Source organism: Bacillus sp. AK124, from assembly GCF_053903085.1.
In genome coordinates this window covers 1,514,703-1,532,248 of the sequence record NZ_CP096378.1, presented here as the reverse complement: position 1 = coordinate 1,532,248, position 17,546 = coordinate 1,514,703, and the positions used below count along the sequence as shown (strand labels likewise).

The 17,546-nt window shown below is 39.3% G+C and carries 18 protein-coding genes and 4 pseudogenes; 7 read left to right on the top strand and 15 right to left on the bottom strand.

Features of this window, described 5'->3' with window-relative positions; all coding sequences use genetic code 11:
• The first annotated feature begins 14 nt into the window (after positions 1 to 14).
• Positions 15 to 494, top strand: a complete 480-nt coding sequence (locus M1E06_RS07710) for a DUF1641 domain-containing protein (RefSeq protein ID WP_020452287.1) — start codon at positions 15 to 17, stop codon at positions 492 to 494.
• Positions 495 to 567: 73 nt separating this feature from the next.
• Here M1E06_RS07710 and M1E06_RS07705 read toward each other — a convergent pair whose 3' ends face one another.
• Positions 568 to 747: a hypothetical protein gene (locus tag M1E06_RS07705; protein WP_154495329.1), complete on the bottom strand. Its 180-nt coding sequence runs from the start codon at positions 745 to 747 to the stop codon at positions 568 to 570.
• A gap of 291 nt (positions 748 to 1,038) precedes the next feature.
• Between M1E06_RS07705 and sigK the strand changes: the two genes are divergently transcribed.
• A complete protein-coding gene (gene sigK / locus M1E06_RS07700) occupies positions 1,039 to 1,764 on the top strand; it encodes an RNA polymerase sporulation sigma factor SigK (protein ID WP_003183729.1) in 726 nt (241 codons plus the stop codon).
• 185 nt (positions 1,765 to 1,949) lie between these two features.
• Here sigK and M1E06_RS07695 read toward each other — a convergent pair whose 3' ends face one another.
• Positions 1,950 to 2,474, bottom strand: coding sequence for a GNAT family N-acetyltransferase (locus M1E06_RS07695; RefSeq protein WP_020452288.1), 525 nt, complete (start codon positions 2,472 to 2,474; stop codon positions 1,950 to 1,952).
• A 123-nt stretch (positions 2,475 to 2,597) separates the two neighbouring features.
• On the opposite strand from M1E06_RS07695, the gene M1E06_RS07690 reads away from it, so the two are divergent.
• Entirely contained in the window at positions 2,598 to 2,888 is a 291-nt protein-coding gene (locus tag M1E06_RS07690; protein ID WP_041817262.1) for a hypothetical protein, read from the top strand.
• 165 nt (positions 2,889 to 3,053) lie between these two features.
• Positions 3,054 to 3,415, top strand: a pseudogene (locus tag M1E06_RS07685) (sigma factor-like helix-turn-helix DNA-binding protein); the annotation flags it as partial.
• 311 nt (positions 3,416 to 3,726) lie between these two features.
• Here M1E06_RS07685 and M1E06_RS07680 read toward each other — a convergent pair.
• The 9 genes and pseudogenes from M1E06_RS07680 to M1E06_RS07640 form a co-directional block, all read right to left on the bottom strand.
• Positions 3,727 to 5,628 carry a BglG family transcription antiterminator gene (locus M1E06_RS07680; RefSeq protein WP_050820714.1) on the bottom strand — a complete coding sequence of 634 codons (1,902 nt, stop codon included), beginning with the start codon at positions 5,626 to 5,628 and terminating at the stop codon, positions 3,727 to 3,729.
• Positions 5,629 to 5,940: 312 nt separating this feature from the next.
• Positions 5,941 to 6,204, bottom strand: a complete 264-nt coding sequence (locus M1E06_RS07675) for a phosphocarrier protein HPr (protein WP_020452291.1) — start codon at positions 6,202 to 6,204, stop codon at positions 5,941 to 5,943.
• Between the two features lie 77 nt (positions 6,205 to 6,281).
• On the bottom strand, positions 6,282 to 7,721 hold the full coding sequence (locus tag M1E06_RS07670) for a glycoside hydrolase family 1 protein (protein ID WP_020452292.1): 1,440 nt from the start codon (positions 7,719 to 7,721) through the stop codon (positions 6,282 to 6,284).
• Between the two features lie 114 nt (positions 7,722 to 7,835).
• Complete coding sequence (locus M1E06_RS07665; protein WP_020452293.1) at positions 7,836 to 8,189, bottom strand: PTS lactose/cellobiose transporter subunit IIA; 354 nt, start codon at positions 8,187 to 8,189, stop codon at positions 7,836 to 7,838.
• Positions 8,190 to 8,238: 49 nt separating this feature from the next.
• Positions 8,239 to 9,480 carry a PTS sugar transporter subunit IIC gene (locus M1E06_RS07660; RefSeq protein ID WP_020452294.1) on the bottom strand — a complete coding sequence of 414 codons (1,242 nt, stop codon included), beginning with the start codon at positions 9,478 to 9,480 and terminating at the stop codon, positions 8,239 to 8,241.
• Position 9,481: 1 nt separating this feature from the next.
• Positions 9,482 to 9,796, bottom strand: coding sequence for a PTS sugar transporter subunit IIB (locus M1E06_RS07655; RefSeq protein ID WP_020452295.1), 315 nt, complete (start codon positions 9,794 to 9,796; stop codon positions 9,482 to 9,484).
• A 139-nt stretch (positions 9,797 to 9,935) separates the two neighbouring features.
• Positions 9,936 to 10,154, bottom strand: a pseudogene (locus M1E06_RS07650) (MFS transporter); the annotation flags it as partial.
• Between the two features lie 125 nt (positions 10,155 to 10,279).
• Positions 10,280 to 11,094, bottom strand: a pseudogene (locus M1E06_RS07645) (Cof-type HAD-IIB family hydrolase).
• Positions 11,095 to 11,149: 55 nt separating this feature from the next.
• The gene (locus M1E06_RS07640) at positions 11,150 to 12,478 is read right to left on the bottom strand and encodes a 6-phospho-beta-glucosidase (protein WP_020452298.1); all 1,329 of its coding nucleotides are present in this window, start codon (positions 12,476 to 12,478) and stop codon (positions 11,150 to 11,152) included.
• A 210-nt stretch (positions 12,479 to 12,688) separates the two neighbouring features.
• On the opposite strand from M1E06_RS07640, the gene M1E06_RS07635 reads away from it, so the two are divergent.
• Entirely contained in the window at positions 12,689 to 13,420 is a 732-nt protein-coding gene (locus M1E06_RS07635; RefSeq protein WP_050820715.1) for a MurR/RpiR family transcriptional regulator, read from the top strand.
• Positions 13,421 to 13,590: 170 nt separating this feature from the next.
• Here the strand turns inward: M1E06_RS07635 and M1E06_RS07630 are convergent, their stop codons facing one another.
• Positions 13,591 to 14,160, bottom strand: a complete 570-nt coding sequence (locus M1E06_RS07630) for a flavin reductase family protein (RefSeq protein ID WP_020452300.1) — start codon at positions 14,158 to 14,160, stop codon at positions 13,591 to 13,593.
• A 240-nt stretch (positions 14,161 to 14,400) separates the two neighbouring features.
• A complete protein-coding gene (locus tag M1E06_RS07625) occupies positions 14,401 to 15,246 on the bottom strand; it encodes a MerR family transcriptional regulator (protein WP_023855285.1) in 846 nt (281 codons plus the stop codon).
• Positions 15,247 to 15,603: 357 nt separating this feature from the next.
• Here M1E06_RS07625 and M1E06_RS07620 point away from each other — a divergent pair.
• Positions 15,604 to 15,786, top strand: a pseudogene (locus tag M1E06_RS07620) (hypothetical protein); the annotation flags it as partial.
• Between the two features lie 119 nt (positions 15,787 to 15,905).
• Here M1E06_RS07620 and M1E06_RS07615 read toward each other — a convergent pair.
• Both M1E06_RS07615 and M1E06_RS07610 read right to left on the bottom strand, forming a co-directional pair.
• Positions 15,906 to 16,232 (bottom strand): LysR family transcriptional regulator substrate-binding protein, encoded by a 327-nt coding sequence (locus M1E06_RS07615; protein ID WP_152846873.1) that lies wholly within the window; start codon positions 16,230 to 16,232, stop codon positions 15,906 to 15,908.
• Positions 16,196 to 16,768 carry a LysR family transcriptional regulator gene (locus M1E06_RS07610; RefSeq protein ID WP_306419667.1) on the bottom strand — a complete coding sequence of 191 codons (573 nt, stop codon included), beginning with the start codon at positions 16,766 to 16,768 and terminating at the stop codon, positions 16,196 to 16,198. The genes M1E06_RS07615 and M1E06_RS07610 overlap by 37 nt, the downstream gene beginning before the upstream one ends.
• A 128-nt stretch (positions 16,769 to 16,896) precedes the next feature.
• Between M1E06_RS07610 and M1E06_RS07605 the strand changes: the two genes are divergently transcribed.
• On the top strand, positions 16,897 to 17,514 hold the full coding sequence (locus tag M1E06_RS07605) for an RraA family protein (RefSeq protein ID WP_020452302.1): 618 nt from the start codon (positions 16,897 to 16,899) through the stop codon (positions 17,512 to 17,514).
• Positions 17,515 to 17,546: the final 32 nt, after the last annotated feature.

The window sequence follows — 17,546 nt, the reverse complement described above, 5'->3', positions numbered from 1 at the left end:
GGAGGTCATCACACATGGCAGCTCCCATCACCGCCATCCGCAAAGAAGACAAATCTGAGGAGCAAATGAAGCTTGAAAAATTAGAAGAACTCAAAACCCTTTTGGCTGAACAGGAAGCCGCCGTTTCAAAAACGATGAAGCTTCTCGGCGAACTGAACGGCCTCGGGGTCCTTGATGCCGCAGACAGCATGATCGGCGCGAAGGAAGATATCGCCAAAATCGTCCTCGGCCAGCTGTCTAAAGAGCCGGCCAAAAACCTGATGAATACAGCCATTGCGACAGGCGGCGCGCTCTCCAAAGCCGAACCGGAAATCATGGGGAAACTGGTAGAAAGCATCGTCGCCGGCACAAAACAAGGAGAAGACTTTTTAAAAAGCGATAAAAAAACCGGAGTCCTCGATCTGCTGAAAGCCATGAACGACCCGGACATCAACCGGGCCGTCGGCTTCGGCCTGCAATTTTTAAAAGGCATGGGAAAAGCATTGAAAGACTAACAAATAAGAAAACCGGCTCACCACTTTGAGCCGGTTTTCCTATTGGCGATAGAAGCAAACGCTTTCTGTCGCCTCATTTGCTGTGTGTTTCATCTTTTTTATTCAGCGATTCTTTTAAAATATTAAAAACTGCCACCGCAATAACGACAGTCATTAAACCTGTCGTCAGCGGGTTTGGGAAGGTTTCCTGAACTCCGATCATGACCACGCTCAGTACAATTAACGAAAGTATGAACAGACGTTTGTTTTTCATCTGCCGCACCGGACCGACTGGTTGATAACGTTTACCCTATGGTGAACCGTCCGGCACCCTCACCTCCTTGCCTTTATTATCCCGCTCTTGTTAACTTTTGTAAACGGATAAAAAATGGAAGCGGTTGCACCAGTCGCCATCACCGGCGAAAACAAGCGGCTTCATGCAGAACAGAACGCCGGAATATTTGGCAGTCCGGCAATTTTGCCGCGTACAGACACAGACATCCCCCCTCCCACATACATTTACATATAGGCTTCTGCCTACATACATTATGTGGAGGTGCCGATAATGACAGGTGTTTTTGCAGCGCTCGGTTATGTCATCAAGGAACTCGTTTTTTTAGTATCATATGTGAAAAACAATGCCTTTCCACAACCGCTGTCAAGCAGTGACGAAAAAAAGTACTTGGAGCTGATGGCCCAGGGGGATGAACACGCGAGAAACATGCTGATCGAGCATAACCTCCGGCTGGTCGCCCACATCGTCAAAAAATTCGAAAACACAGGCGAGGATGCAGAAGACCTGATTTCCATCGGAACGATCGGGCTGATCAAAGCAATCGAAAGCTATTCAGCCGGAAAAGGAACAAAGCTCGCCACTTATGCGGCGCGGTGTATAGAAAACGAGATCCTCATGCATTTGCGGGCATTGAAAAAAACGAAAAAAGACGTCTCACTCCACGACCCGATCGGCCAGGACAAAGAAGGCAACGAAATCAGTTTGATTGATGTCCTCAAATCAGAAAACGAAGACGTCATCGACACCATCCAGCTCAACATGGAGCTTGAAAAAGTCAAAAAATACATCGACATCCTTGACGGCAGAGAAAAAGAAGTCATCGTCGGCCGCTTCGGTCTTGATTTGAAGAAAGAAAAAACGCAGCGCGAGATCGCGAAGGAGCTTGGGATCTCGCGGAGCTATGTGTCTCGGATTGAGAAGCGGGCGCTGATGAAGATGTTTCATGAATTTTACCGGGCTGAGAAGGAGAAGCGGAAGAAGGCGAAGGGGAAATGAGATCAATGAAGAGGCTTGGGATGATATAAAACCCAGCCTCTTTTTATGCGAGCTAATTTGGCTGGATAACGGGTGCGATCATTGGCCTGGTAACGAGCATCCCGACTCCCCCAAAGCAGCCAAACAGATTTTTTTATTTCATCTGCCCTACCTTTAGGGGAGCATATAATAACGCGGAGATCATTTTATAACAAAAAACTATTTATATCCGTCCAGCAGATAGCAATGGCTTTGAAATAATCTTCACCGAATTGTATTTGTTTTGTTGTGCTCTGCCTTCCACCTAATTTTTCATAAAAATTTATCGATGGATTACCGGCTAAAACCCATACCATTAATGATTTTATGTTTTTCTTTACAAGCTCCTCTACAACCGCCCTCATTAGTCGAGAGCCGATTCCTTTTTTTTGATACTGTAACAACAGATAAATCGCGGAAACTTCACCCTTATATTTGCTAAGATGATCGCGATTTGGACCTCCGGAAGCAAAGCCTATAATTTTACCGTCGGTTTCTTCTGCAACATAGACAATATCTTGATTTTGAGGATCACTTAATGAAGTTTTCCAAAGCTCTGCCTGATTTTCGACAGAGAGCTTAGATAACGTGTCATCAGGCAATACTCCTTGATATGTGGTTTTCCAACTTTCCACATGAACTTCGGCAATTGAATTAGCGTCTGACACTTTGGCTTTTCTTATTAAAAACATTTTTCCTCCTATAATTAATATTTTTCTTAAAGAGGATATCGCAAATATCGGCGGCTTCTCTTAAATGGTTAAAATCTGAATATATCTTTTATTGGATTACTTCGAAGGTCTAGGGGTATTGTTTTGAAGAAGGCCTCGCCTTACCCTACAGCTAATGAAGTTAGAGTCAAAACTGTTTGTTTTACTCTGCTCGCAGGAACCCTGGTCCATATGCTTGTCAAAGAAATTGCCGCTCCAACCAAAGTGCCTGCCGGAACGTTATTTGTTACAGTTCCCTTGTATACTTCTTTGTATGCTGACAAGCCTCATTCAAATTCTTTCTTTGATTCTAATATTACACCGTTTAATAAGGTCATGCCTGTTGACGGAGTCATAAAACAAGCACCTGTAAAAAAGTGCTACTCTCCCCCTTGAATATCCAAATCATTACCTCTTATTTTATAAAAAGGAGTTATTCACGCAATAGTTTTGTCAATATAAATTCCCTAAAGTCAATAAATCGGTTTTGGTATGTAACAAGCTATTGTAAAACTCTTTTTATCTGAACTTTTCACCTGAATTCCAAACAGGTAACCTATGGATGGCAATGAAATCAGCCTCATCGATGTCCTCAGGATCCGAAAACGAAGACGTCATCGACACCATCCAGCTCAGGCACAGAGCTTGAAAAAGTCAAAAAATACATCGACATCCTGGACGGCAGAGAAAAAGAAGTCATCGTCGGCCGCTTCGGTCTTGATTTGAAGAAAGAAAAAACGCAACGCGAAATCGCGAAGGAGCTCGGGGTTTCGCGGAGCTATGTATCCCGGATTGAAAAACGGGCGCTGATGAAGATGTTTCATGAGTTTTATCGAGCGGAGAAGGAGAAGCGGACGATCATTCATTCCCTTCAGTTTGCATCTTTTTATTTTGTCATCAAACAGGAACTATTTAGACTATAAATATATTGGTGTTTTCTGCATATGCCACCGCTGAATCGATTTTTATTCCTAAATTGGACTTGATTATCTCACAAACAGAAGGTGGAACTCTTCGACTTTTTATTAACTCAGTCTCATTAACTATGGATTTGAACTGTAAGGAATGTTCGAAAAAGAAAATCCCAATTTCTCAGTGGCTTTATTGAGAATTTGGGATTTTTTATTCAGAATGAAGTTCTATTATTATAAGTGAATCGCATAACACGAAATGGTTATATATCCAATTTATTCTTGGCGGGTTATCACTAGCTCGTCCATATGCTTCTGCTGCATTATTTTTCATTTAAAAGTCTCATCATCTTATCCATAAAATCATTATAGTCTTTGGCTTTTATTAGATCATGAACATTTCTCCATTCCGATAAAATGTTAATCACCCCTTCGAAGAAAGGGCTGAATAATTCACGCTGCTGTTTATTAATTGAAATCATAACAATGATTTGAACTTTCTCTTTTCCCCAATTTACAGGGCGATCCAAGATGATGATACAAATACCTGTTTTTGCAGCATCCATATGCATGGAATGAGGGACAGCTACATTGTTATTAAAAGCAGTTGAGGACATGCGCTCTCTCTCAAGCACAGACTTTCCATAATCTATAGAGACATAGCCTTTTTCATACAGAAGTTTTGACATGAATTCAATATAAGATTCATTGCTGTCGAGATAAACATTTTTCATAAACAAATCTTCATCAAAATATAAATCAAGATATTGTTTAACTTTGCGATTCTTTTTTTGTTTATTTAATTTGTTTAATTGAATTTGGATGTATTCATAGTCCTCTTCTGTCAGGTAAGGATGAACGAATACAGATGGGGTTTGTTCATCCTTTAGTGGTAATGTGCTTATGATTAAATCTATTTCCTCAAGTAAAACAATCTCACTTGAGTCAGATAAAACTTTTATAATCTCTAAAGAATTGTGAAATTTCTTTTCGAGCTTTTGAATGAGTTGCAGTCGCATATCATAATAGTTTGGACAAATCACCACACATAAAATTTTCTTTTCCAAATTTTTTCTTCGTTCAAAATAAGAGCCAATATGAAAAGCAATATAAGAAATCTCATCTTCATTAATATGAATGTTTTCCATCAACTGAATTTGATTCGAGATAAAGACAGCCAGTTCATAAATTAGAGGGTATGAATCCTTTAATTTATAGGTTAAAGGATTCTTAACCATTTGCCCATGCTTTGCCCGGAAAAGCAGATTGCGTATATGGAGCGTGAACTTGACAAAAAACTCATCATCAACAATTTCAATAAAGTAGCATTCGTGTACTTTCTCTAACAGTTTCTTTGACAGGTTTACGTAATGTTCAGCGACGTAGCGATTTAAGGAGCTGGATGTTAATGACTGATAATTCAGCAATGTCGTTTTACTTGATAAAAGCAATATAAAATTGTATCGCTCCGATTCATTAAAGGCAATACCATATTTCACTTCCAATAAATCCGCAATTTTATTAGCTGCTTTGGTTTCAAAATTACTTTTTAATTTATTAAGGTCAGATGACTGAATGACCGAGTTGTTATTTTTGATTCGATCCAATGTAATCACAAGGTGGAGAAGAAGATTATTCATAATATAATCGTTTACATACAAATTAAATCTCTCAAGAATGGAAGCGATTTCATTTTTTAGTGAAAAAACATCGTAATTCGGAAAAGAATCTTGAACAGCCTTTAAACTTAAAAATTCTTCGGAAGTTTCTTGTGAAATAATAAAGCTCATTAATCGCCGCTTATCCGTCTCTTCACCTAATAAAATAACCGTGTCTTTCTTATGACGGATTTTTAAGCTGTACGGCTTAATCATTTTATTAGCCTGAACCATATCATTTTCGATTGATGACACACTTAAAAAAAGCTTATCACCTAAATCAAATATATTTAGCCCTTCTGTGTGAAGAATTAATTCTTTCAAGATCACTTTTATACGGTCTATTGGAGAAGTGTAATGATTGTCCGTTTTCACTTTATCTCTGCTTATTAGCTGATACCCTTGCGCAGAAGACGTAATAACCATTTGATCCCGGTTCATTTCATTGACATATTTTCTAATGGTTCTTGTGGACACTTTAAAATAACTTGCCAAACTTGCGGCAGTACACCAATCATTTTTAGTTGCCAAGTATTGAATAAAAGCCTCTCTACGATCATTTCTCATCATCGGGCTCCTTGTTTAAAAATTCTGATAATATTATAGAAAAACGTTATCGAGATGGATTATCGTTTTATCCAACAGCAGTCATTCAGGTGACAGTTTCATCAGTTGTCCTGTCTTTCTTTCCATTATGTGCAGGATCGTCAACTTTCCTTCAACGCTCCCTCCGCTTAGAAGCGGCATAAGCACATATAAAAAAGACGGTAGAGGATTCTCCTCCACCTTTTCTGCCACTATTCGTGTATGGCAGCTCTGCTTTCCTTATAGCCAATACATTGCAGAAAAATCACCGAACTGACTGATATTTTATTTTTTTCAGGCTAAACCTTCTTGTGTCATTACTTTTTCTAAAGTGGCGATTGCATCTTCTTCGTCAGCACCTTGAGCAGTTATTTTAATAACAGCATCTTTTGGAATGCCCAGGGACATAACTCCCATTATCGATTTTAGATTCACGATTTTTCCGTTGTATTCCAAATAAATATCAGCGTTAAATTTGCTAGCGGTCTGGACTAATGTTGTTGAGGGACGTGCATGAATGCCAACCTGATCAATGATTGTAAATGTTTGATTTATCATATCATATCTTAACTCCTCTATTTTTAACTAACCTTTCATCAAGCAACGCTAGATCCAATCTGCAAAACTGTCATTCGTTATCCTAAATCCTCTCCATTTGTTGCAACGACCTTTTGATACCAATAGAAGCTGTCTTTTTTCTTTCGTTCAAGCGTTCCATTGCCGTAATCATCTTTATCAACGTAGATGAATCCATAGCGCTTGGACATTTCGGATGATGAACAACTGACAATATCAATTGGCCCCCAAGGATAGTAGCCGATTACTTCCACACCATCCTTAATTGCTTCTTTAATTTGTTCAATGTGGCGTTTAAGGAAATCGATGCGGTACGGGTCATGAATTTCGCCGTTTTCATCAACGTTATCATAAGCACCGATGCCGTTTTCAGTAATCATGATCGGTTTTTGGTAACGATCATAATACAGATTTAAAGCGGTTCTTAAACCGATTGGATCGATGGACCAGCCCCAATCGCTCGCTTCAAGCTCCGGATTTATTTTTGCAGAGTTAGCCTGCTTTACGCTTTCTGCATCAGAAATTCGAGTGTAGTAATAAGAGAAGCTAAAGAAATCTGCTGTATTTTTGAAATCTTCCTCATCATTTTCTCCGAATTGAATATGAAGATTATTTTCTTCAAAGAAGCGGAAAGCGTAATTTGGATACTTGCCACGCATGAGAATATCAGAGAAATAGTATTCCATTTGGTTGCGTTTTACCGTTGCCAGTACATCTTCCGGCTTACATGTTGCAGGATGAGAAATTGCATCGAAGAGCATCATTCCGATTTGCATCTCTGGATTAATTTCTTTAGCTATCTTTGTTGCTCTCGCACAAGCAACAAGCTCATTGTGTGCACCCTGATATTTGGCTTCCAGTAAGTTTTCCACGCGATCTGCCGGGATACCGAGGTGATTGAATGACTCAAACGTAATTAAATTAATTTGATTGACGAGAATCCAATATTTCACTTTGTCTTTATAACGTTTAAATAATACTTCACAATAACGGACAAAGAAGTCAATCGTTTTCCGGTTATACCAGCCATTGTATTCAGTTGCTAAATGTAACGGCATTTCATAATGGGAAACCGTAATGAGCGGTTCCATTCCATTTTTAATGATCTCATCAATTAGCTCATCATAGAATTTTAATCCTTCTTCATTCGGCTCTGATTCATCTCCCTTCGGAAATATTCGGGCCCAGTTGATCGATGTACGGAACGAAGTCATCCCGGTTTCTGCCAGCATTTTTAAGTCCTCTTTATAACGGTGATAGAAATCAATCGCGGTTCGTTTTGGATAATATCCTTCTTTATCTTTTATTGCAAACTGAATGTCTTCAGTTGTCAGTTCAAAATTGCCTTTTTTCTTAATATCCACGCTATCATTAAACTTATTGATATCTGCTACACAGAGTCCTTTTCCGCCTTCCAGATAGGCGCCTTCTGCTTGGTTTGCCGCAATGGCGCCCCCCCATAAAAAGTTTTCAGGGAATGTATTTGGATTTTTTCTCAATTTAATTGCCTCCTTAATCGGCTTTATGAATGCCTATTACATAGTATTTAATAACTTGTGCATAACCGCAGCCACACTGCTTTATTTGGAAAAGTGACTTCATACGAATCAAGGTTATGCCTGCATTCCATCAATTTTTTCATCAAGTCTTCTAAAAACGCGAACTAACCGCTTAGCAATTTCATACTCGCTCTTTACTGTCATTAACGTATCTTGGGCATGAGCAAACAGCAATGAGAAAATAGGCTCCTCTCCCCGTGCCTCTTTTTGTACTGTTTCAGTTTGCAGTTTATGAGATGCAACGATATCTTTATTGGCTTTTTCTAATAGTTCTTCAGCGCGGTCATAGTTTTCTTCTTCACAACATTTTAATGCTTCCATGACATCATTGCGGGCATCACCTGCATGTAAAATCATTTGCATTGAAACTAAATTCAGTGCTTCTTGTTCTTTTTCTCTATCAACCATGATACAATCTCCTTCAATGTTTTTTATAAACTATAATGAATCACTCTTCTCATTCGCTTAGTTCAGATTCTTTCTTCTTTTCTTGAATATCGTATGCTTTGAAAAATGGGAAGAAGATAATAAACGCAACAGCGAATAATATAATGGCTAAAATAATAGCTCTCCAATCTTGAGTAGCCAAATATGATGAAATGGGCATCGGTACATACCAAAGCAAAAATGTCTTCGAAGGGATGCTTACCCAACCTAAATAAAGAGCCCAGTAGGTAATACTTGGAATCACGATAGATACAATCCACATCGGAATCATAAAAAACGGATTAAAGACAACCGGAGCCCCGAACATTAAAGGTTCATTGATATTAAAGATGGATGGGACAACTGTTGCTCGTCCAATCGCCTTCAAGCGCATCGACTTTGCTAAAAAGAACATCATAATCACGAGAGGCAAAGTCGTTCCGATACCGCCCATATCTGTAAATGCATAGAGAGTTTCCACAACGCCTATATTGGATGGGTCTCCTCCTGCTGCTGCAACTTGCTCATTTTCTGCCAGAGCTGATAAATAAACTGGATAAACGACTGGTATCATTGCCCAGCCACTGATACCGAATGTATACAAAAATGCTGGAATGAAAATAGATAAAACAAAACCAGGGTAGGTTTGCACAATATTTGATAATGGTTTAAAAATAGCCAGGATGACTTCAAAGAAATCAATATTTGCTTGAACGCCAATCAGCCATCCAGACAGCATAATCAGCGTAATCGGTATAAGCGTGTCAAACCAAACAGCGATAAAGTCCGGTAACGAAGAATCCTCTGAAAAAAACGAAAATTTCGAGAATAAAAAGAGGACAAATCCAACAAACAAACCGACAATCAGGGAGAGAAACATACCGGTTGCCCCGAATCGATCAAGGACAAATTGAATTTTTCCATCCTCTAAAATAACGGGTGACAGCAAAAATAGGTAGAGCGACAGACCCGTTGCGCCTGCTACTAATTTTTTATTATCCTGTTTCTTTTTTTCCATAATGAAATATGGGATTAAAAAGGCAACGAATATGCCGAGAAGCCCGAATGTAAAAGTATTAATAAGTGAAACATCAGGAAACCACGAAACAACATTATTCAATAAACTGACGATCGTAATTAACGAACCTACCAGGATGAGCGGCAGAATGGTCATAACAGAATCCTGAATCGAAGATATCCAAGGGTTTTTCGTGATTTTATTTACTCGCGGAGTGAACGAGTTTGTCATAAATGTCATGATTTTGTCCATCATATTATTCACCTGAGCTAAGTAAGTTAACGATATGATCGCACGCTTTATTGCCATCTAATAAGCCATAAATGCTTTGCGGGATAACAGATACTTTAATTTGATATTCTTTTACTCTTTCTTTTATTTCATCCTCCATATATTTCAAATGAGGACCAATTAATAAAACATCGATTTCATTTAGGTACTCTGATAATTGGGACTCACTTCGAGCCTGCACAGACATTTCCAATCCTCTTTTCTTACTTGCTTTACGAATGGCGTTTGCCATAAAACCGCTGGAAGCACCTGCACCACAGATTAATAACACTTGTGTCATCTCAATTTCCCCCTAACAATATTGTTTTCGCTTACATGTTCAGTATGTCATTTGCCGATTTTCAATACCAATAATAAAAGTTCCTATCTATAGGAAATCAATCGTTAGACCCTATCAGCCATTTGTTTATTGAACTTTTTTATGTGTGAGAAATAGGAATGAAGATTATCGCAATGACTATTGTAGAAACTAAGAAACCGGCATGATAACCTTTTAAGCCATTCGTAATCGTTGGTTGCAATCCTTGCATGACAGTTGCGGCAACGGTTGCGATCACAGTTGAACCAAGGTTTTCAATATTATGAATACCGACACCTGCTTCTGGAAGTTGTTTGCTGTCAAGTCCCGTATAAGCGTCGTCGTCAACGGAAGATTAATACCATTTCCCAGCCATAAAAAAACTCCCCCAAAGTAAACAGATTTTTTTATTTCATCTGTCTACTTTTAGGGGAGCATATCAGATAAGCCATTTCATAAGCTTTTTTATGATATAAATGGTTCTTCATTTTTAAGAATGGCGTCTATTGCATGTAAGACGCCTTCCTCGTTATTGGATTGTGTCATATATCGGGAAGCATCTTTAATCATTTTCTGGGCATTCTCCATTGCGATTCCATACTGAACAGTGGAAATCATCTCCAGGTCGTTTCCGCTGTCTCCAAATGCAGCTGACTCAGCATCACGAATCCCCCACCGCTCTTGAAGGATTTTAATCCCGCTTGCTTTATGAAGACCGGGTATAATCAAATCGATGTCGCCATGTCCGCTTGATACTGGAGTAACGAGAGAACCGATTGACTTTTTCAAGTCGCGTAAAAGTCCTGAAACATCTTCCGCGGAAAAGCTTGTGGAGAACTTGAATATTTTATCATTCAGATTTTCGAAACGAGGCACTTTTTGCAGTTTATGATAATATTTACGAGCATGATGATATGCATCGTCGCGGACATCTTCATGTATATAAGCACTTTTTTTCCGCAAACAATTAGATTTGTGTATTCGTATCCTTCTAAAACATCGATAACCTTTTTTATCGTTTCTTTAGACATTTCGCTTGAGAATATTTCTTTTCCCGAATCTATTACATAAGCACCGTTCTCAGCAACGAAAGCTATTTCATTTTCAATTGATGGAAAAAAGGATTTAAGCTGATCATATTGATTCCCGCTTGCAACAACAAATTTTATCCCCCGTGCTTTTAATTCACGATATTGTTTCATAAAACGATCTTTGTTATATTTCATTTCATCGTCCAAAAACGTTCCGTCCATATCAACCGCTATGAGTTTTATGCTCACTTTTTCCTCCTTATCAGCATAAAGTGAACGCCCAATTTAACCAACTGCTCCTCCCTTATGCTTCTATTTTTTTGAAAAACCTTGGCAAATGCTCTTTATGCGCTTCGAGCATTTCATCTAAAATCGCTTTGCCGATTTTATCAGAAGGGACAAGCGGATTGATCGTCATCGCCAGCAAAGCTGTATCATAGCTTCCTGTTACAGCGGCTTCGGCGCCTACTCGTTCAAATGACTTGATTTGCTGGACGAGTCCCCGGACTGCAACTGGCAGATCACCATGAACGATTGGCCTTGGACCTTCTTTTGTAATCACACAGCTTACTTCGACCGCAGAGTCATCCGGAATACTTGCAATCGCTCCGTTGTTGATTGTATTAACCGGCTGAATATCACGTTTATCGTTATAGATAGACGAAATGAGACGAACGGCTGCATCGCTGTAATACGCTCCGCCGCGCTCCTCTAATTGGGGAGGTTTAACGGCCAGATCGGGGTCTTTGTACAGCTCAAATAATTCCTCTTCAAGCTTCTGAACGACTTCAGCTCTCGTTGTTCCCTTTTTAAAGTTTTCCAATTCTTTTTGGAGCATCTCATCTGTCTTATAATAGTACATATGATATGGGCAAGTTAACACATTTAATGCCCGGATAAATTCCGGCTCCCAGCCTTGCCCTTCGATGTTTTTTACAAAACTGCTGTTCTCGGGATCTGATAACAGCTCCATCACTTTCTCTTTTACGCTGACTCCGTCGACGTATACATCCAATCCATATACCATATGATTGAGACCGGCGAAATCAATGCGAACCCGTGAATGATCAACATCCAAGAGCTTGGCGATCCCCATCTCAATTCCGATTGGAACATTGCATAAGCCGACAATTTTCTTATGGTCAGTGTAGCGAAGGACAGCTTCGGTCACCATGCCGGCAGGATTTGTAAAGTTGATTAACCAGGCATCCGGACATAGTTCTTTCATATCTTTTACAATATCCAATATAACCGGAATGGTACGCAGCCCCTTAAACAATCCGCCCGGTCCGTTTGTTTCTTGGCCCAAAACTCCATGACTTAAAGGTATTCTTTCATCCTTTGCACGGGCATCAAGCAGCCCTACGCGAAACTGAGTCGTAACAAAATCGGCATTGTGTAAAGCTGATCTCCTGTCAAGCGTTAAATGAATTTCAATTGGAAGACCGGCTTTTTCAATCATTCTTTTCGCAAGGTTTCCGACGATTTCTAATTTTTCTTTTCCCGCTTCAATATCTACCAGCCATAACTCTCGAACCGGCAATTCATCGTACCGTTTGATAAACCCTTCTACTAATTCAGGAGTATAACTCGATCCCCCGCCAATCGTGACAATTTTAATACCTTGTGTCATCCTCTTTACACCTCCGGGTAATTTTAGCAAAAGTACTTATGGATAAATTGTATCTGCAGATGAGCAAGCCGGTAAATAAGTCGGTAACATGTTGTTTTTAATCACACAAGAAGTCATTTGTCGCACATATGTAACACTATGTTTCTTATGAAGCAGGTATGCTAAGATGGAGTTAGCAGAAAGGGTCAAGGGAAGGAGAGTCCCGCATCCATGTTTACACACGAGATCATCGCTTCGTTTAATGAACTGGAAACTTCTTTATACAATTACATTTGTCAAAATGGCGAGAAAGTCGTCTATATGCGAATCCGCGAATTGGCAGATGAAACCCACGTATCAACAGCCTCCATTCTGCGTTTCTGCAAAAAATTAAATTGTGAGGGTTTTTCGGAATTTAAAGTGAAGCTTAAAATGCAGTTAGAAAAAGATAAAAAGACGGTATTGAAGAGTTCCCAACATTCAGTAGCCGAGTTTTTTGAGAGAACATTAAGAGGAGACATAGAAGAAAAGATTGAGGAGGCCGCGCTTCTAATTGCCAAAGCGGAGAGTGTCATTTTTATCGGCGTAGGAAGCTCAGGTATTCTTGCCGAGTATGGAGCAAGGTATTTTTCATGTTTAGGCAAATTTTCAATGTATATTAAAGATCCTTACTTTCCGACACACTCCCAATTCCGCCGCAATAGCATAACGATTGCTTTATCAGTCTCAGGTGAAGGCCATTCTACAGTCACTCATCTTCATCAGCTCAAGCAAGAAGGAATTAAAGTGATCAGTATTACAAATCATAAGCACTCCACCATTGCCAGAATATCTGACATTAATATTGCGTATTACGTGACAGAAGAGTGGTTTGAAAATGCTAATATTACTACGCAAATCCCCGTTATGTATATACTGGAATCAATGGCTCGTGAAATCTATAAGCTTAGCAATAAAGACTAATATCGCTACCTTCGGCCTGCTGCTTCTGCCCTCCTCCAAAGCTAAGGACTGTTCCTCCCAAAAGCGTTAATAAAAGAGAAATAACGAGTGACATGATCCTCTTTTTTATATAAAAAGACCGCAAAGCTTTCTTAAAGTAGCTTTGCGGAATGCGAAGAAACCTGAATGTTTCAATCAGTTTTGGGATAAAAAACGTGTTGACGCTCCTCTGCTTGACTATTTAATATTCGATAGCTGGACCCTCCAATATGAAGCGGAACATCCAATTTTTCTAAATTCGGCATACCATTTTTTAAGAAAAGCTCTTTATCTTGATATCTCTGTAAAACTTCTCCCGCAATCCACTCTTGATCGCCCAAAGTGGAAATACTGTGTACTTTACACTCATAAGCAAAATACGCATCAGTTAAAATCGGTATCTCAGCTTTTCGTCCTTCTTCGTATTGAATATGAAATGCTTCAAACTTATTTAAATCTCTGCCGCTATGGGTGCCTAATGCTTGAATGAGTTCCGAACATCTTCCCGGAAGAAAATTCACACCGAAAACGCCGCTTTTCTCAATCAATTTGTAAGTATATGTCTCTTTATTTATCGATATTCCATACATCCCGGGAGAAGATCCAATATACGTATGCCACCCGGAAGCCATGGCGTTTTTTTCACCTTCATATTGAGCCGTAACGACAGCTACCATTCCAGGGTAGGCGTACCAAATGGGTTCATCTATCGGTGCTCTCATCTTCATCGCTCCTTTTGTTTTAGATTCATTAAATTTGAGAGGCACACATCTAAATCGTCAGGTACTTCTTCACATGAACCATTCGTTTAGAATTTAATAAATGGGCTTCCAGCAGGCTTTGCGCCATGAGTAACCGAAGCGTCTTATTTTCTGCCATCTTATACATCCTTCCTTTCAAATATTCATCAGAACGATGCATAAATCATAAACCCTATAGCAACTATAGGGTCAAGGGGTTCGTTATTTTTTCCGCACTCTAAATTCTGTGAGGAAGTCTTCTTCTTTTAATGAGTTATAGCTGTTTGGAAAAGAAACTTGATATACTTTTCCATCCGTTTGAATGCCATGTGATTCAATAAAATCGTACAGTTTTTGATAGTATGAAAAATAATTTGTTGCCGTGCAATCAAATGAAATACATACATATTCGCCGGATGGGATTATATCTATATTCATGTTTTGTTCCCCTGTATCTATCTTTACTCCATCATAAATCGTAGTATAAACGCTGTTGCAATAAATGTCACCGGAATCTTTATAAGGCTTTAAATCATAAATCAATCCATAATAGTTATCAACGATTTCTCCTCTTTCTTCAAGAACTTCAGCCAATTTTCGGTAATACAAATCTGATTGGTCATGAGGATTCACTTGAGGTGTCACTGCTTTTAAAATGGTTTGGCCTCCTATATGTCGAACATAAACTAGACCTTCTTCTTTTTTAGTGCGTATCTCCAATTGTTCATTAAGCTGGTGCTTTCTTCTTTGAAGCAATTGCCTGGCACGTTCGAGTCTTTCCATCTCACGCTCAATCACGCTTTCTTGCTCCTCAAGAAAGGCTTGCATCCGTTCGGGGGTAGATGTATGCGAAATCATTCGCTTAATTTCTCCCAACGGCGTTTTAATAGATTTGAGATATTTTATAATATCTAAATAAAAGAACTGTTTAACATGGTAATATCGATAGCCATTATCCCGGTCTGTGCATTGAGGCTTAAAAATTCCGATCTTATCATAATAGCGCAATGTTTGAATGGAAATGTTATTAAGACGGGCTGTTTCCCCGATTGAAAAATATTCCTTCAACAATCTCATCCTTTCTTCTTAGTTTCTAATTCTTTATGTATTTCACGATAGGTTCATGGTTCTTCTGATTATCGAAACGCGAATAGAAATTAACCACATTATAGCAATTTCACGGTCGATGGAGCATATATAATGTCTTGAATAGCGGTATTCCCAGGGATTGTGCTGAAAAAAACAACAGAATATGCGACATACTAAGCATCTTCAAGTTCAATGTTTAATCCGCCACCTGATCTTGTATGCAGATCATGACCATAAACTCTCCCTGAACGTGGCAACGAAATCACCCTTACGATGTCCTCAAGGTCGAAAAAACGAAAGCTTCATCGTCACCATCAAGCTCATGTATAAAGCTTGAAAAGTGAATCATTCATCGACATCCTTAAGGAGAGAGAAAAAGAAGTCATCGTCGGCCGCTTCAGCTTGATTTGAAGAAAGAAAAGACGGAGCGTGAAATCGCGAAGCTGCGTGTCTGGGCCTGGGAAGCACGCTTTGATGAAGATATCTCATGAGTTTTGCCGTGCTGAAAAGGAGAAGTGACGTCAACCAAAAGCAAGCTAATAAGTCGTGCCATTTATACATTATTTTAGAATTGATCATCTTTTTATTAATTCCCCCCCCCCCAATATTAAAACCGCGTGATTGCTTACCACGCGGTTCTAATCAAATCTATAATTCTCAACAAAATAGACAAATTCTTTTGCCGTTTTCAATTTGATGGTTTCGTTATGATAGATCATCCAAGTTTTTCGAATCAGCGGTTCATCATGTGCATCTTTTATCGTAAAACATTTTATATCTTTATCTTCTTTTAAAAGGACGCTTGGGAGGAGGCCATATCCCAGTCCATTTCTCACCATTTCTTTACATGTATCGGTACTATCCACTTCGATCTCTATGCGCGGGGATGGCGAAAATTTTCCTCTCCACCAATCATCGATTAACCTCTTTAGGTTCGCATCCGTTTTATATTCAATCCTCGGCAATTCGGGAAGCTGTTCGAGATCGATTTTTTCCTTGGAAGCAATACAAATATTTTCTTCAAAGAGGAAACATTTCGATTCCGCCCATGCGAATCTCCACGTACAAATCCAAAATAAACTTTTTTATTATAGACAAGATTATACACTTCGCTGCTCAACCCGGTGATAACCTCATAGTCTACTCTCGGATAGCGGTTTTTAAAAAGTCTCAGTATGTTTGGAAGCATATTTTTCGCAAAAATATTAGACACGCCTAACCGGATGGTTCCAACTACCTCTTGATTCATATTCCAAATGGTTTCTTTCATTTGACGCATTCTTTCAATCATTTCACCAGCACATTTGGCGAGGTACTCACCTTCTGCGGTAAATCGAATCCCTCTTGTTCCACGTTCTATGATCGGTACTTGAAACTCTTTCTCGATGTGCTTAATGCGCTTTGTTAAAGCAGGTTGGGATATGTATAAAATCTGAGCAGTTTTAGAAATGTTGTTATGAAAATACAGATTTTCAAGCATTACCCAATCACGATCATCCATCCTGGCCACTCCATCATTACAAATAGTTTTCGTTATAGCTAAGTATAACATTTTTGAATACTGATACAGCTCATTTTTTCGGTATAGTATGGTTATGAAAAAATTCAAACAAAGAGGTGCTTGAATTCATGGATCAAATAATTGATCAGTTTCACTCCATTCCTACTACCTGCATTTCTGATGCTCTGGACGGTTTGAATAACTTACACCCGAGTATTAAGCCGCTAAAGGAAGACTTCGTCCTTAGCGGAAGAGCTTTTACGGTAAAAATGCCCGTAGGTGATAATTTAGCCGTACTTAAAGCCATTCGAACAGCCAAACCTGGAGATATTCTTGTCATTGATGCGAAAGGCGATGAATATAGAGCGATTGCGGGAGATTTTGTCGTCGGAATGGCCAAAACACTGGAATTAGGCGGAATTGTTGTGGATGGAGTCATCCGGGATTCGACGGGAATAAAGGAACTGGATTTTCCTGTTTTTTGTAAAGGGACAACCGTTGCTGCAAGCGGTAAAGCGGGTGTCGGCGAATTAAACGTTCCAATTTCTTGCGGGGGTGTTTCAATTAAACCCGGTGACATTATTGTTGGAGATGCAGACGGCGTTGTGGTGGTCCCGAAGGAATTAGAAGAAGCAACACTAAAAAAAGCCAAGGAAAAGCTGCTCAAAGATCACCAACGAGAATCCTCGATTTCTGGTGACAAAGAAGCGACGATCAAATACTTAGATTCAATGATTTCCAAATAACTGAGTGTAAACAAAAGGGCTGGCATCCATGC